11 protein-coding genes are annotated in these 14,360 nt (G+C 73.9%); 4 read left to right on the top strand and 7 right to left on the bottom strand.

Annotated elements, in window-relative coordinates; translation table 11 throughout:
* Positions 1 to 49: 49 nt before the first annotated feature.
* Positions 50 to 943: an SCO2102 family sporulation regulator gene (locus ACZ42A_RS00940; RefSeq protein WP_468524983.1), complete on the top strand. Its 894-nt coding sequence runs from the start codon at positions 50 to 52 to the stop codon at positions 941 to 943.
* A gap of 56 nt (positions 944 to 999) precedes the next feature.
* Here ACZ42A_RS00940 and ACZ42A_RS00935 read toward each other — a convergent pair whose 3' ends face one another.
* The 4 genes from ACZ42A_RS00935 to ACZ42A_RS00920 form a co-directional block, all read right to left on the bottom strand.
* Entirely contained in the window at positions 1,000 to 2,499 is a 1,500-nt protein-coding gene (locus tag ACZ42A_RS00935) for a phytoene desaturase family protein (protein ID WP_468524982.1), read from the bottom strand.
* Positions 2,500 to 2,910: 411 nt separating this feature from the next.
* Positions 2,911 to 3,540 carry a TetR/AcrR family transcriptional regulator gene (locus ACZ42A_RS00930; protein ID WP_468524981.1) on the bottom strand — a complete coding sequence of 210 codons (630 nt, stop codon included), beginning with the start codon at positions 3,538 to 3,540 and terminating at the stop codon, positions 2,911 to 2,913.
* Between the two features lie 50 nt (positions 3,541 to 3,590).
* Positions 3,591 to 5,675 carry a YhgE/Pip family protein gene (locus ACZ42A_RS00925; RefSeq protein ID WP_468524980.1) on the bottom strand — a complete coding sequence of 695 codons (2,085 nt, stop codon included), beginning with the start codon at positions 5,673 to 5,675 and terminating at the stop codon, positions 3,591 to 3,593.
* Positions 5,647 to 6,534, bottom strand: coding sequence for an ATP-binding cassette domain-containing protein (locus ACZ42A_RS00920; RefSeq protein ID WP_468524979.1), 888 nt, complete (start codon positions 6,532 to 6,534; stop codon positions 5,647 to 5,649). The genes ACZ42A_RS00925 and ACZ42A_RS00920 overlap by 29 nt, the downstream gene beginning before the upstream one ends.
* Positions 6,535 to 6,714: 180 nt before the next feature.
* Between ACZ42A_RS00920 and ACZ42A_RS00915 the strand changes: the two genes are divergently transcribed.
* The 3 genes from ACZ42A_RS00915 to ACZ42A_RS00905 all read left to right on the top strand — a co-directional run bounded on the left by ACZ42A_RS00915 (position 6,715) and on the right by ACZ42A_RS00905 (position 8,908).
* Complete coding sequence (locus ACZ42A_RS00915; protein ID WP_468524978.1) at positions 6,715 to 7,272, top strand: SAV_6107 family HEPN domain-containing protein; 558 nt, start codon at positions 6,715 to 6,717, stop codon at positions 7,270 to 7,272.
* Positions 7,273 to 7,458: 186 nt separating this feature from the next.
* Positions 7,459 to 8,238, top strand: a complete 780-nt coding sequence (locus ACZ42A_RS00910) for a methyltransferase (RefSeq protein WP_468524977.1) — start codon at positions 7,459 to 7,461, stop codon at positions 8,236 to 8,238.
* A 277-nt stretch (positions 8,239 to 8,515) separates the two neighbouring features.
* A complete protein-coding gene (locus tag ACZ42A_RS00905) occupies positions 8,516 to 8,908 on the top strand; it encodes a DUF3040 domain-containing protein (protein WP_073942861.1) in 393 nt (130 codons plus the stop codon).
* A 214-nt stretch (positions 8,909 to 9,122) separates the two neighbouring features.
* On the opposite strand, the gene ACZ42A_RS00900 is transcribed toward ACZ42A_RS00905, so the two are convergent.
* Genes ACZ42A_RS00900 through ACZ42A_RS00890 form a run of 3 tightly spaced genes read right to left on the bottom strand, consistent with a single transcriptional unit; the run spans position 9,123 to position 14,145 of the window.
* Positions 9,123 to 11,618, bottom strand: a complete 2,496-nt coding sequence (locus ACZ42A_RS00900; RefSeq protein WP_468524976.1) for a transglutaminase TgpA family protein — start codon at positions 11,616 to 11,618, stop codon at positions 9,123 to 9,125.
* Positions 11,618 to 13,111 carry a DUF58 domain-containing protein gene (locus ACZ42A_RS00895; protein WP_468524975.1) on the bottom strand — a complete coding sequence of 498 codons (1,494 nt, stop codon included), beginning with the start codon at positions 13,109 to 13,111 and terminating at the stop codon, positions 11,618 to 11,620. Before ACZ42A_RS00895 ends, ACZ42A_RS00900 begins: the two co-directional genes overlap by 1 nt.
* Positions 13,111 to 14,145 carry an AAA family ATPase gene (locus ACZ42A_RS00890; protein ID WP_468524974.1) on the bottom strand — a complete coding sequence of 345 codons (1,035 nt, stop codon included), beginning with the start codon at positions 14,143 to 14,145 and terminating at the stop codon, positions 13,111 to 13,113. Before ACZ42A_RS00890 ends, ACZ42A_RS00895 begins: the two co-directional genes overlap by 1 nt.
* Positions 14,146 to 14,360 lie beyond the last annotated feature (215 nt).

The raw sequence follows: 14,360 nt of genomic DNA, 5'->3' as shown, positions 1-14,360 counted from the left end.
GCACGGTCATACGACACACTGCGTAGCGGCCACTGGGAGAGGGGCGTACATGGGCTGGACGGTCCTCTACATCGCGTTCGGCATCGTCGCGCTGTGGCTGCTCGGCGAGGTCCTGCTGCAGTACAAGGCACGACTGCGCTGGCGGCTGCTGGCGTTCGTGGGCTTTCTGGGTGTCGTCGTCGGTGTACTGATCCCGTCCGTCGTCGTGATCGGACTGGGTGCCGCCGCGTTCGCGGTCGGGCAGACCTACGTCACGCTGTCGTTCCGCCGTGGCTTCGCGGCCGGCTGGGCGGTCACCGCCCGCCCGGTGCTCGGCGGCGGCAAGCGCGACCGCCGGGACCGCCAGGACCCGACCCTGGAGGTGTCCGACCTCCAGGCGGCCGACTATCCCGACGCCACGCAGCGTGACGACAGCGGCTCCTACGGCGACGACCACGACCGCGACGATGTCTTCACCCCGGCCCGTCCCGCCGCCGCCCCCACGGCCGCCGAGGCCACTGCCGTCTACGAGCCGCAGCCGATGCCCGACGAGACCGGCTCCTACGGCGTGTACTCCCCGGACCAGTACGCGGCCGCCGCGCAGACCGCCGACCAGGGCTACGGCTACGACGGCTACGGCGCCTACCAGCAGCAGTACGGCTACGACACCACCGGCCAGCAGCAGTACGCCGCCTACTCGGACCCGTACATCGGCACCCAGACCTACAGCGGCGCCGCCTACGACCCGGCCTACGACACGCAGTACGGCCAGCAGGCCTACGCCCAGGACCAGTACGCCGCCGGGGGCTACGGCGGCGAGACCCCGCCCGGCGGGGTGTGGGTCCCGCAGCAGCGCACCACCGACGACGCGTACGGCGGTGACCTCCCGCCGGAGCAGCCGTACGGCTACCAGGGCGACGGCCAGGGACAGGGCCAGGGCTACGACGAGCGCTACCGCTTCTGAACCCTGCGCGGCTGGCCCCCCTTGGGCTCACCGGGAGCCCCGGGCGTCCTGCGGGCTCACTGGGAGCCGCGGAACTCCGGCCCCTCCACGATCAGTCCGGCGACCAGCGCGCCCGACATCCCGGCGTGCGGCAGCCCGCCGCCCGGGTGGGACCAGCCGCCGACGGTGAACAGGCCCTCCACTCCCGTGGAGTTCGCCGGGTGCAGCAGCCGTCCCTCGCCCGCCGCCAGCGCCGGAGCCGGGACCGACCCGCCCGCCACCCCGGTCGTCTCCGCGATGTCGGACGGGGTGCACAGCTCGTGCCACAGCAGCCGCTCGCGCAGGTCCGCCATGGCCCGCTCGGCGACGGCGATCATGCGGTCCGCGTGGGCCCGAAGCTCGTCATCCGCGGCCCCGGCCGGGACGGTGGCCGTCAGCACGACCGCCTCGTGGCCCGCGTCCGGGACCAGGCCGGGGTCGTCGGGCCGCAGCACGGTGACCGTCGGGTGCGCCGCCGCGCCGGACCCCCCGTCGAACACATATGCCAACTCGGCGTCCCGCTCCCGCGGATGGACGACCGTCCGGTGCGGCGTGCCCTCCGGCCGGCCGCCGCGCAGCGCCAGCAGCACCGTCAGCCGGCTCGGCAGCCCCTGCCGGGTCGGGACCTCTCCCGCACCCCGGACCGGCAGACCCTCGGTGACCCGGCCCAGCGTGCCGGGATCGACACCGGCGACCACGAAGTCCGCCTCGGCCACGGCTCCGTCGGACAGCTCCACACCGGCCACCCGGCCGTCCTTCTCGAGCACGCGCGCGACCTCGGCACCGAAGTGGAACTCGACCCGGCGGGCCCGGCAGCGGTCGTACACCGCGCGGGCCAGCTCGCGCAGGCCGCCGCGGACGTACCAGGTGCCGAAGGCGTGCTCCATGTACGGCAGGACGGCCGCGCTCGCCGGGGTCGCGCGCGGGTCGAGACCGTGCCCGAGGGCGTGGCTCTCCAGCAGGGCGGCCAGCCGGGGGTCACGCAGCTCCCAGGCGCCGATCTCGGCGAGAGTACCCGCGCGGCGGGTGCGCAGCAGCTTCTTGTGGGGGACCGCCGGATAGGGCTCCTTCTCGGCCAGCACCTGCCAGTTCGGCCACAGGGGCTCCTCCAGCAGCGGCCGCCGGGTCCGGTCCCAGGCCTCGCGGGCCCGCACCAGGAAGTCACCCCAGCGGTCGCCCGCGCCCGCCCCCAGGGCCTCGTCCAGCGCGGCGACCACGCCCGCGCGGGAGGCGTTCGGGAGCGAGACCGCCGTGCCGTCCGCGAAGACGTGCCGCGCCGACGGGTCGACCTGGACCAGCTCGACGCAGGCCTCCAGCGGCTCCTTGCCGGTCTTGACGAACAGGTCGCGATAGACCGCGGGCAGGGGCAGCAGCCCCGGCCCGGTGTCGAAGACGAAGCCGTCCCGCTCCCGTCGGCGCACCGCGCCGCCGTACGTCTCCGTCCGTTCGTACACCGCCACCCGGTGGCCCGCGACGGCCAGCCGGGCGGCGGCCGCCATCGCGCCCATCCCGGCGCCGATCACCGCAATCCGTGCCATGCCTGCGACTTTATCGGCCGCCACTGACAGTCACTGCGGCCGTACCCCGGTGACCGTCTGGGGATGAGCGCGCAGGACTGAGTATCCGTACCTAGGTGCCGAGATGAGTACGGGGGCGGATGGGGACCGACCCGCCCGGACGAGAGAGTGGAGGCACGGAGGAAGGGCACGGCTCCGGCACCGGCGACACGGGGCGCCGGAACGGAGCGGCCCTCGATCCGCTCCTTCCGCCGGCCCAGGTCGGCGGATGCGAGGCACGGGGGAACCCGGGGGACGACCGAGAACGGGGGTTCCGACGGGGGAACGTACGGGGGACACGGGGGAGTACGGGGGAACGGCAGGCGCCGGTCCGAGCAGTGGCCCGCGGGGGACGCGGCCACGTCGGACCGGCGCTTTCGCCGTTCCCGGGGGTCAGCGGCGGCCGCTCACCCGTCCCTGGAGCAGCCGGGACAGCGCCGCGTGGACGTCGTCGAGGGTGCGCTCGGGCTGGAAGGACTGCCAGTCCAGGGCGGCCACCAGGACCATGCCGACCAGCGCCGCCGCGGTGAGCTGGATGTCGATCTCCTCGGCGAACTCGCCGTTCTCCACACCCGCGCGGAGCACGTCCTCCACGACCGCCACCACCTGCCGGCGCACCACCATGAGGGTGGACTGCCAGGCCCGGTTGGTGCGCCACAGCTCGGCCACGTAGAGCTGGGTGAAGGCCGGGTAGCGGGCGATGAAACCGAGCCCCGCGCGGATCATCGCGTCCAACGCGTCGACCCTGGTGCCGCCCTCCCGCTCGGTCTGCTCCGCCGCCTCCTTCAGCGAGGCGGTGAGCAGGCCCACGCCGTGCCGCAGCAGCTCCTCGAAGAGGACCGACTTGCTGGCGAAGTTGTAGTACACCGTGCCCTTGGCGACCCCGGCCCGCTCGGCGATCTCGTCCACGGTGGTGGCCGAGAAGCCCTGCTCGGCGATGAGCGTGACGGCCGCCTCGTAGAGCTTCTGCCGGGTGGCCTCGCGGCGGGTGCTGCCGCCCGACGTGGCGCTGCTGCTTTCCATGGCCCCGATTGTCACAGGAACCGCCTCGTCGGACGGCACGGGAGGCGAGGTCACAGGCTCAGCTCCGGGTGCAGCTTGTCCAGCGTCCACACCTGGCGGCGGCGGGCCGACAGGGCGGTCAGCGCGAGCGCGCCCGCGGTGAAGGCCGCCAGCACGGCGCAGGCCTGCCAGACCGGTCCCAGGCCGCCGCCCGTGATGAGCCTCCGCAGGGCCTCCACGACGTAGCTCATCGGCAGGTACGGGTGGATCGCGTTGAAGAAGCCAGGACTGGTCTGCACCGGGTAGGTGCCGCCCGCCGAGGTCAGCTGGAGCATCAGCAGGGCGAGCACCAGGATCCGGCCGGCCGCCCCGAAGCGGGCGTTGAGCAGCTGCACGATCGCCGCGAAGCACCCCGTCACCAGGAACAGGAAGCCCACCGTCCCGGCCGCGCGGGCCATCTCCAGGCCGACCGCCCAGTGCAGCACCGCCATCAGCGCCGCGGTCTGCGCGATGCCGATCGCCAGCACCGGCAGCCAGCCCGCCAGGGCGATCCGCCAGGCGGCGGCACCCGCGGCCAGCGCCCGCCGGTTCAGCGGCGGGATCAGCATGTACGCCACCATCGCGCCCACCCACAGGGACAGCGGGATGAAGTACGGGGCGAAACCGGTGCCGTAGTTGGGTGCCCGGTGCAGGGACTGGGAGGCGAGCTGCACGGGGTCCGCCATGACCTCGGTGCGCTGGTCGCGCTCCCGCTCGTCGTAGTCGGGGATCTTCTCCGCGCCGTCGTGCAGCCCGTCCGCGAGCTTGCCCGAGCCGTCGACCAGCTTGTACATGCCGCCGCTGAGGTCGTCCGCGCCCGTCTTCAGCTCGCCGACGCCCTTGTCCAGGTCCACGGCGCCGGTCTTCGCGGTGCCGAGCCCCGTGTGCAGCTTCGCGGCGCCCGCGGCGACCTTCCCGGCGCCCTCGTTCAGCCGGTTGATCCGCCGGACGGCGTCGTCCAGGTCCTCGGAGAGGTGCGGCGCGCGGTCGGCCAGCGCCTGGGCCTGCTTCTGGAGGGTGGCCAGGTGCTTGTCGAGCTTCTTCAGGTCGCTGTCGTGCTCGGTGACGAGCGTGTCGAGGTCACCGGCGACCGCCGCCACGTCGGCCGCCGCACCCTTGGCCGTCTTCAGGTCGGGGCAGGCGGCGTCGGGCAGCACGGCGTCCTCGCAGCGGGTCTTGTAGACGCCGTCGAGGGTCTGGGAGGCCTCACGCGCGCGCGTGGCCGCCGCCGGGGCGGTCTTCGTGAGGCTGCCGAGGTTGTCGCGGACCGCGCCGGCCGAGTCGGCGACGAACTGGGCCGTGTCCCCGATGAACTCCTCGTTGTCCTTCAGGAACGGCCCCACCTTGCCGGAGATCCCGTTGACCTTGTCGGCGAGGGCCTGGGTGCCCTCGGCGACCTTCTTGGAGCCGTCCTCCAGGTCGCCCGCGCCCGTGTGCAGCTTCTTCAGCCCCTTGGCCAGGTCGCCGCTGCCGTCCTTGGCGTCCCTCAGGCCGTCGGCGAGGTCCTTGGAGCCCTTCTCCGCCTTGCCGATGCCGCCCTTGAGCTTGTCGGCGCCGCTCGCGGCCTTCACGGTCTCGCCGTGGATGTCGGAGAACGAGATGAAGATCTTGTCCAGGAACGACCGCGACGCCTTGGTGGACGCCGCCGTGCGCACCTCGCTGAACACGGTCCGCGAGATCTGCCCGACGATGTAGTTGTTGGCGTCGTTCGTGCGCACCTGGAGCGCGCCTGTCTCGGGGGAGTCGCCGGAGCTGGAGGCGATCCGCGCGCTGAAGTCCTCGGGCATGGTCAGCGACAGGTAGTACCGGCCGTCCTCCACGCCCGCGCGTGCCTCGGCGGCGCTCACCTCATGCCAGTCGAAGACCTCGCTGTCGCGCAGCCCCTCGACGATGTCGTCGCCCGCGTTCAGCTTCTTCCCGCCGGCCGTGGCGCCCTTGTCGTCGTTCACCAGCGCCACGGGGATCCGGTCGAGACGGCCGTACGGGTCCCAGAAGGACCACAGGTACAGCGCCCCGTACAGCAGCGGCAGCAGCAACAACGCCACCAGAGCCGCGCGCGGCAGCTTGCCCCGCGCGAAGCGCCGCAGCTCAAGCGCGGCCAGTTTCGGCGACCGCATCGGCCGTCTCCTTCACTTCGTCGTCGTCGGCCTCGTGCGCTTCGCCGTCGTCGGGCTCGCCGACGCCGGGTTCGCTGTCGTCGGTCTCGTCGGCGGGCTGCGGCGGTACGGCGCCGTCGGGCTCCGGCGGTACGTCGCCGTCCTCGGCGCTTTCCTCCGCCGCCCGCGTGGACACGACCACCGCGCCCTCGGGAGCCTCACTGCACACCGCGAGTACGGTCGTCCCGGCATCGGCGAGGGACCGCAGCAGCGCCCACACCTCGGCCCGCTCGGCGTCCGACAGCTTCAGGTCGGTGTCGTCGACGGCGAGCAGCCGCGGACGGCCGATCAGCGCCAGGGCGACGGACAGCCGCAGCGCCTCCAGCCGCTCCAGATCCCGTACGGCCGTCCGGGAGCCCTTGGGCAGGGCGGCCCGGTCGAGGCCGGCGGCCTCCAGGGCGGCGTCGATGCGCAGCGCGGCTTTGTCGCGGCGCTCCCTGCGCGGCCTGAGCAGCCCGCGCAGGGAGTCGCCGAACCGGCGCTGGAGCAGCACCCGCTCACGCAGGTGCTCGCCGACGGTGAGGGACGGCTCGAGGTCGGTCACGCCCGGCACATGGGCGAGCGCGCTGGCCCGGCGCAGTGCCGCCATCTGCTTCGGCAGCCGGGCGTCGCCGACCACCGCCGTCCCCTCGGTGGCCTTCATCCGCCCGGTCAACGCGAGCAGCAGACTCGTACGGCCCGAGCCGGACGGCCCCTCGATCGCGATCAGCGAGCCGGGCGCCGCCTCGACGCGGACGCCGCGGAACGCCCAGCCCCGCGGCCCCTTGACTCCGAAGTCCCGGGCGCTGACGGCGAGTCCTCCCGCCGCACGCTCTCCCACAGCAGGTCCCCCCACAGGTGCGCAGAATTTGAACTGACTGGTCAGTGCAAAAACTAACCCGAACCTTCGATCGAGGCAAAAGCGCAGGTCAGATCGGATTGTCAGTGCCATACCTCACGATGGGCACATACGGCACCCCGTGTGAGGGCGTGCCGTCACCCAGACGACAGGAGGTTCGTCATGGCCAACTCGTCCGCCGCCGCGCACCGGCGCCGCGCCACCGGCCCTGCCCCCTCACTGACCGGCCCCGCGAGCGATGTGCACCCCGTCCTCCGCCGGGCCGCGGCCCCGCCCGCCGCACTCGACCTGCTCGCCCAGGCCCGCGCCGGACTCGACGAGGCCGCCGTCCTGGAAACACCGAACGAGCGCTATGCGACGGCCCACCTCGCCGCCCTGCGCACCGCCGCCGCCGTGCTGGCCGCGCGCGGCCGGCCCGAGCCCAATCCGCGCCGCCGGGCCCGCATCCGGAGCGCCTGGGAAGTGCTCCCGGAGATCGCGCCCGAGCTGACCGAGTGGAGCGCCCTGTTCGCCTCCGGCGCCCGGCGCCGCGCCCGCGCCGAGGCGGGCATCCAGGGCGCGGCCAGCCGCCGGGACGCCGACGATCTGATACGGGACGTGGCGATGTTCCTGCGCATCGTCGAGCGGATGCTGGTGCTCCAGCCGGTGCTCCCGCAGCCGCGCCAGGACCGGGAGGAGGACGCCCCGGGCACCGGGCGCGAGATGCCGGACGCGGGCTGACCGCCACCGCGGGCACGGGCGGCGACCGCGCAGGACGCCGAGGCAATATCGGTGACCAGGCAGGGCGCCGTAGGCAATAGGGTGGAGAGCGCCTGAAGCCTTCCTCCCTCCGGCACCCCGGAGCCGGAAGGCACCCCGTTCGCTCCGCCCTGCGACAGGCGGTGCCGTGCCGAGGAGACAACTATCGTGTCGGACCCGATGCGACCCCGCGCTTCCCTCCGTACCGCCGTGGTCTGGGAGGTCCTCCAGGACGCCCTGGACCGCCGGGTCAAGGCCACGGGCCGGGAGTCGCTGGACGTCCTCGACACCGGAGGCGGCAGCGGCAACTTCGCGGTGCCCGTCGCCCGCCTCGGCCACCGGGTCACCGTCGTCGACCCCAGCCCCAACGCGCTCTTCGCGCTGGAGCGCCGCGCCGCCGAGGCCGGCGTCGCCGACCGGGTGCGCGGTGTGCAGGGCGACGCCCACGGCCTGTTCGACGTGGTCGAGCGCGGCGGCTACGACGTGGTGCTCTGCCACGGCGTCCTGGAGTACGTCGACGACCCGGCCGAGGGCATCCGCAACGCCGTCGCCGCCCTGCGCTCCGAGGGCGTCCTCAGCCTGCTCGCCGCCGGTCTCGGCGGCGCCGTGCTCGCCCGGGCCCTCGCCGGCCACTTCACCGAGGCCAGGCAGGCCCTCGACGACCCGGACGGCCGCTGGGGCGCGGGTGATCCCATGCCCCGCCGCTTCACCGCCGACCAGCTCACCGGGCTGGTCGAGGGCGCGGGCCTGCGGGTGGGCGCGGTGCACGGCGTCCGGGTCTTCGCCGACCTGGTGCCCGGCGTCCTGGTGGACACCGAGCCCGGCGCCATGGACGCGCTGCTCAAGCTGGAGGCTGCGGCGGCCGAACTGCCGGCCTTCCACGCCGTGGCCACACAGCTTCATGTGCTCGGTGAGACGCAGGGGACCGAAGAGGCCAACGAGGCTTGATCCGCCTCATGTGACGCGTCGCTGATCAGGGCATTGGTTGCGGATGGAGTACGCCACAGGCCCTCCGATCGGGCGGTTCCCGCCGTATGATCGAGGGAGACCGCCCGGCATGACGGGTCGGCGACTGGGGAATGCAAGCCTCAGCGAGCCGGGCCGACCATGACGGAATCCGGTTGGCCAATTGGCGTAGAGGGGCGGGTTTCACGGGGGCGATTCCCTGCCTATCCTGAAGGGACCCCCCGAGTCGCCCCGGCGACTGCACGATGAGGAGGACTCCGTGCCGCTCTCAGAGCACGAGCAGCGCATGCTCGAGCAGATGGAGCGAGCGCTGTACGCCGAAGATCCCAAGTTCGCGACAGCGCTTGAGGGAAGCGGGCTGCGTACGTACACCCGGCGACGGGTCTACCAGGCGGTCGCGGGCTTCCTCGTAGGTATCGCGCTCCTCATGGCCGGAATGGTCGCCAAGCAGGTCTGGCTCAGTGTGGTGGGCTTCCTCGTCATGCTGGGCTGCGCGGTGCTCGCCGTGACCGGCTGGCGCAAGGCGCCTCGTCCGGGCGAGCAGCCCGGCGGCGGTCCGCACGCCCGCCATCAGGGACGCCAGCGGCGCTCGATGATGGATCGCATCGAACAGCGCTGGCAGCGACGCCGCGACGAGCAGCAGGGCCACTGAGCCGCACCCTCGCTCCGCTCCTTGGACACAGACATACGTGAGGGGGCTGCCACCCCGGTGGGTGGCAGCCCCCTCACGCGTATGCCCGGGCCGGCGCCTCGGCCCGGAGACAGGCCGACCCCGGCAACAGGCCGACCCCGGTAACAGGCCGGCCCCGGCACCCTGGAGGTGACCCTCCGGAGCCGGGGCCGCGACGCCCGCGATCGCCGAGCCGTCAGCCGCTCTGCTGACTGGATGGCCGGCGCAGCAGTGACGCCCAGCGGTCCGACCAGCGGGCCCTGAGCGCCGCCCAGCGGTCGGCCGCGTCCCAGAGCGCGCGCCGGGCCGACCGCGGCGCGAGCACCGCCCGCACCCGGGTGCGCCAGCCGACCCGGGAGCGCAGCGCCGCCCGCACCTGCCGCACCTCGGCGGCCAGCCCGGTCGCCGCCTGCGGCCGCGGCGCGAACAGCACCTGCTCGACCGCCCCGGCGACCCGGTGCACCGCCGCGGCCGGGACCTCCTCCAGCTGCCCGAGCCGGACGATGCGCGCGGCGGCCTTGCGCGGGGTGAGCGCGTCGTCCGGCACGATGCCGTAGTCCCAGGCGGTGTCCGTCAGCTCCCGCCAGATGGCGAGCACATGGCCGGCGGCCACCTCGGCCGCCCGCCGCTCCGCCTCACCGGGCAGGGCCTCCACCTCGATGCCGTCCGCACGGCCCTCGGCGCCCCGGTCCCGGCCTCTGCCGAGCACACCCGCCGCGCCCGACGGGGCATGCAGGGTCGACGCCAGCCGCACCGACCGCCGCCTGAGCCGCCACAGCATGGGCAGCAGCGGCAGCACGACCAGCACGACCCCGAGCGCCACCCAGGCAGCCGTCCGGTACCAGGGCGGGCCCTCGTCGTCCGTGCCGCCCAGGTCGAGCGGCAGCGCGGCGCCGCACTCCTGGAGCCGCTTCTGCTCCACCGAGCAGCTGGTGCTCGCCGACGGCTGGGCCGACGGCGCCTCGGCGGTCGGCCGGGACTGCTCCGGCAGCTCCGGAAGGCTGCTGCCCGGGATCTCCGGCACGGTGTACGAGGGAGTGGTGCCGCGGTTGGGGGTCGGCTCGAAGCGGGTCCAGCCCACGCCCTCGAAGTACAGCTCCGGCCAGGCGTGCGCGTCCCGCAGCCCCACCGACACCGAGCCGTCCGACTGCGGGGTGCCGGGCGCGAAGCCCACCGCGACCCGGGCCGGGATGCCGAGGGTGCGCGCCATCGACGCCATCGCGAACGAGAAGTGCACGCAGAAGCCCTGCTTGTCCCGCAAGAACCGGGCGATCGCCTGCGAGCCGCTGCCGACGTCGACCTCGGTGTCGTACTCGAAGCCGCCGTTCAGCGCGAAGTACTCCTGGAGCTTCACCGCCTGCTCGTAGGGGTTCGCCGCGCCCTGGGTGACCTCCCGGGCGGTCCGGGACACCACGGCAGGCAGCGAGTCCGGCACCTTGGTGAACTCGCGTTCGAGGGAGGGCGGCGGCGCCGGAGCCTCGGCGAGCTGCCGCGCGGTCGGCTGCACGTCCAGGCTGGTCACCGTGTACTGCGCGCCGCGCGTGTTCTGGCCGTGGTCGCCGACCAGGGTCATGCCGACCGGCTCGTAGCGCCAGTTGCCGTCGATGTCCACGCCGCTCGGCGGGTACGGCATCGGCAGCCAGTCCTGCGCGTACCAGTCCGCCGCCGCGATCCGGGTGCGCACCTCCGTGCGCCGGACGTCCGGGCCGAGGCCCTGCGGGGTGGGGAACTCGTCCGGGACGGAGACGATGTCGCGCCGGGACGGCTTCCAGGTGGTGCCGTCGAAGTCGTCCAGGGAGACGATCCGCAGATACAGGTTGGACAGGTTGCTCGTCTCGGTGCGCAGGGACAGGACCTGGCGGTCCTCGTCCACGTTCAGGCTGTCGCGCAGGGACACCAGCGGGTTCACCGCGGAGATCGTGCCGCCGCCCCCGGTGCCGGTGCCGACCCCGGTCCCGGCGCCGTCCAGCAGTCCGCCGTTCATCGCGGGCAGGGCGAGCGGCACCACCAGGGCGACGCCGAGCGCCACCGCGCCGATCCGCCGCCCGGTGCGCACCGGGGCCACCGCCCCGGGCTCCCCGCCCGGCGTGCGCGGCGCCCCGCCGAAGACCCGGCCCCACTGCGACAGCCGTTCCCGCCCCTCGGCGAGCAGCATCATCAGATAGCCGACCGCGGCGATCAGGAACCACAGCCAGTCGGCGGCGCCGTCCGACAGCCCCGCCGCGACCGAGTACAGCGCGAGCAGCGGCAGCCCGGCCGGGGCGGCGCTGCGGAACGTCACCGCGAGGGTGTCCACGGCCAGCCCGATCAGCAGCACACCGCCGATCAGCAGCAGCCGGATGCCGTCGGACAGCGGCGCCGGGATCGCGTACCGCGACACGTCGTCCGTGCCCTGCTGGAGCAGGTCGGCGAACCGGCCGACCGCCTCCGGGCCCGGTATCAGCCCGAACAGCGCCTGTTCCCGGGCGAAGACCAGGGTGAGCAGCAGCACCGTCACCACGAGCTGCGCGCCCACGGTCAGCGGCCGGGCCAGCGGCACCCTGCGGGTGGCCGCGCCCACGGCCGTCTGGATCACCAGCAGGATGGCCGCCTGGAGGAACCAGGTGGCCGGGTCGACCAGCGGCAGCAGGGCGCACGCGGCCATCAGCGTGGCCGCCGCCGCGCAGACCGCCATCCGGGCCCGCCCGCTCATCACCGCGCCTCCCCGCCACTCGCACCGCGCAAGCCGCTCAAGCCGTTCGCGCCGCTCAGGCCGTTCGCACCGTTTGCACCGCTCAAGCCGTTCGCATCGCTCAAGCCGTTCGCGCCGCTCAGGTCGCTCGGGCCGCTCAGGCCGCCGGCCGTGACCACGCCGCCCCGCTCCCGGTCCGCCTGCCGCCACATGTCGTTCAGCGTCGCCCCGCGCGGGACGTGCACGGCGGTCCAGCCGGCCTCGCGCAGCATCCGCAGCCGCTCCTCACTCCGGGTCACCGGTCCGGGCGCCTCGTGCGGTTCGCGCACCCAGGTCTCGCTGTCCAGCAGGAACGCGACGGCGGCCCCGCTGCGCTGGCGCATCCGGGCGGCCACCGCGGCCTGCTCCTGGTCGAGGTCGCCGAAGAAGGCGACCAGCAGTCCCTCGTTGCCGCCGCGCAGCACGTCGTACGCCCGGGAGAGCCCGGAGCCGTCGGAGTGGTCGATCACCGCGAGGGTGTCCATCATCAGCCCGGCCGCGTCCGCCGACTCCTGGCTGGCGCCCGCGAACCCGTCGGCGCCCTCGCCGGGCACCGAGCTGCCGGTGTCCGTCAGCAGCCGTACCGAGAAGCCCCGTTCCAGCATGTGCACCAGGACCGAAGCGGCGCCCGCCACGGCCCACTCGAAGGCCGAGTCCGGGCCCGCGCCCCGGAAGGCGCCGCCGCGCGTGTCCAGCAGCACCGTGCAGCGGGAGCGCTGCGGCTGCTCCTCGCGGCGCACCATCAGCTCGCCGTACCGCGCGGTGGAGCGCCAGTGCACGCGGCGCAGGTCGTCGCCGTAGCGGTACCCGCGCGGGATCACGTCGTCCTCGCCGGCCAGCGCCAGCGAGCGCTGCCGTCCGTCGCCGTACCCCTTGGCCTCGCCGGTCAGCCGCACCGGCGGCAGCGCCTCCACGCGCGGGATCACGGTCAGGGTGTCGTACGCCGAGAAGGACCGGGTCAGCTCGCACATCCCGAACGGGTCGGTCAGGCGCAGCTGGAGGGGGCCCAGCGGATAGCGGCCGCGCAGGTCGGAGCGAACCCGGTAGGACACCTCGCGGCGCCCGCCCGCCTCCACCCGGTCCAGCACGAACCGGGGCCGCGGGCCGAGCACGTAGGGCACCCGGTCCTGGAGCATCAGCAGGCCGGTGGGCAGCCGGGAGACGTTGTCGACGCGCAGATGGACCCGGGCCTCGCTGCCGGCGGGCACGCGCGCGGGCGAGAGGCGGCGGCTGCCCGCGACCCGGTAGCGGGTGCGGTACAGCACGGTCGCGCAGACCAGCGGCAGCACCGCGAGCAGCAGCCCGACGCGCAGCAGATCGCTCTGCCCGAGGACGTACGCGCAGATCGCCGCCGCCACTCCGGCGGCCAGGAAGGAGCGCCCCCGGGTGGTCAGACCGGCGAGGGCGGTGCGCAGCCCGCCCCGCTCGCCCTCCGGCTGCCCGGGCCCGGCCTGGGGCACCGCCCCCGTGCTCATCAGAGCCTCCGGGGCGGCTGCTGGCCGTACGCCGGCGCGCCGTGGCCCAGGCCGAATCCGTTCTGCTGGGGCGCGGCGGGCACCGGGGTGCGCTGCAGGATCTCCTGCACGACCTGCTCGGACGTCCGCCGGTTCAGCTGGGCCTGGGCGGTCGGCAGCAGCCGGTGGGCGAGCACGGCCACGGCGAGGGCCTGCACGTCGTCCGGCAGCGCGTACTCCCGGCCGCTGAGGGCGGCGGACGCCTTGGCGGCGCGCAGCAGGTGCAGCGTGGCGCGCGGGGAGGCGCCCAGTCTGAGGTCGGGGTGGACGCGGGTGGCGGCGACCAGGTCCACCGCGTACCGCCGCACGGTGTCGGCGACGTGGACGCCGCGCACGGCCTCGATCAGCTTCACGATCTCGTGCGCGTGGGCCACCGGCTGGAGGTCGTCCAGCGGGTTGACCCCGCCGTGCACGTCCAGCATCTGCAGCTCGGCCTCCGGGCTCGGATAGCCGATGGAGACCCGCGCCATGAAACGGTCGCGCTGGGCCTCCGGCAGCGGATAGGTGCCCTCCATCTCGACCGGGTTCTGGGTGGCCACCACCATGAACGGGCTGGGCAGCTCGTAGCTCTGCCCGTCGATGGTGACCTGGCGCTCCTCCATCGACTCCAGGAGCGCCGACTGGGTCTTCGGCGAGGCGCGGTTGATCTCGTCGCCGATCACGATCTGCGCGAAGATCGCGCCCGGCTTGAACTCGAAGTCCCGGCGCTGCTGGTCCCAGATGGACACACCGGTGATGTCCGACGGCAGCAGGTCCGGCGTGAACTGGATACGCCGCACCGAGCAGTCGATGGACCGCGCGAGCGTCTTCGCGAGCATGGTCTTGCCGACGCCGGGGACGTCCTCGATGAGCAGATGGCCCTCGGCGAGCAGCACGGTCAGCGAGAGCCGTACGACCTCGGGCTTGCCCTCGATCACGCCCTCCACCGACCCCCGCACGCGCTCGACCACGGCGGTCAGATCGGTGAGGTTCGCTCGATCGTCATAGGTCGTCACCCGGCCCTCCTCGGCCCCGTTCTCCCGGGCCGACGCACTGGATTGCGTAACCGGCCCACCCCGAAACACGGACGCCCCGCGTGAAAAGTTCCGCGCGACGCCACCACCGCATTCTTGTTGCCGTTACCGGTTCGTGTCACTCGCCTGTGGACAACTGCCCGTGATATGTCGGCTTTCACGTCTTTTGCGGTGCGGCGCGCGCGAATTGATAGCGA

The organism is Streptomyces sp. NPDC030838 (genome assembly GCF_055572035.1).
This window is presented reverse-complemented; position numbering and strand designations above follow the sequence as displayed.

Excerpts from the sequence above, each read along its gene's own strand:
- ACZ42A_RS00940 (WP_468524983.1), top strand. The coding sequence starts at position 50 with ATGGGCTGGACGGTCCTCTACATCGCGTTCGGCATCGTCGCGCTGTGG.
- ACZ42A_RS00900 (WP_468524976.1), bottom strand. The coding sequence starts at position 11,618 with ATGAGCGGGCGGGCCCGGATGGCGGTCTGCGCGGCGGCGGCCACGCTG.
- ACZ42A_RS00895 (WP_468524975.1), bottom strand. The coding sequence starts at position 13,111 with ATGAGCACGGGGGCGGTGCCCCAGGCCGGGCCCGGGCAGCCGGAGGGC.
- ACZ42A_RS00925 (WP_468524980.1), bottom strand. The coding sequence starts at position 5,675 with ATGCGGTCGCCGAAACTGGCCGCGCTTGAGCTGCGGCGCTTCGCGCGG.
- ACZ42A_RS00935 (WP_468524982.1), bottom strand. The coding sequence starts at position 2,499 with ATGGCACGGATTGCGGTGATCGGCGCCGGGATGGGCGCGATGGCGGCC.
- ACZ42A_RS00915 (WP_468524978.1), top strand. The coding sequence starts at position 6,715 with ATGGCCAACTCGTCCGCCGCCGCGCACCGGCGCCGCGCCACCGGCCCT.
- ACZ42A_RS00930 (WP_468524981.1), bottom strand. The coding sequence starts at position 3,540 with ATGGAAAGCAGCAGCGCCACGTCGGGCGGCAGCACCCGCCGCGAGGCC.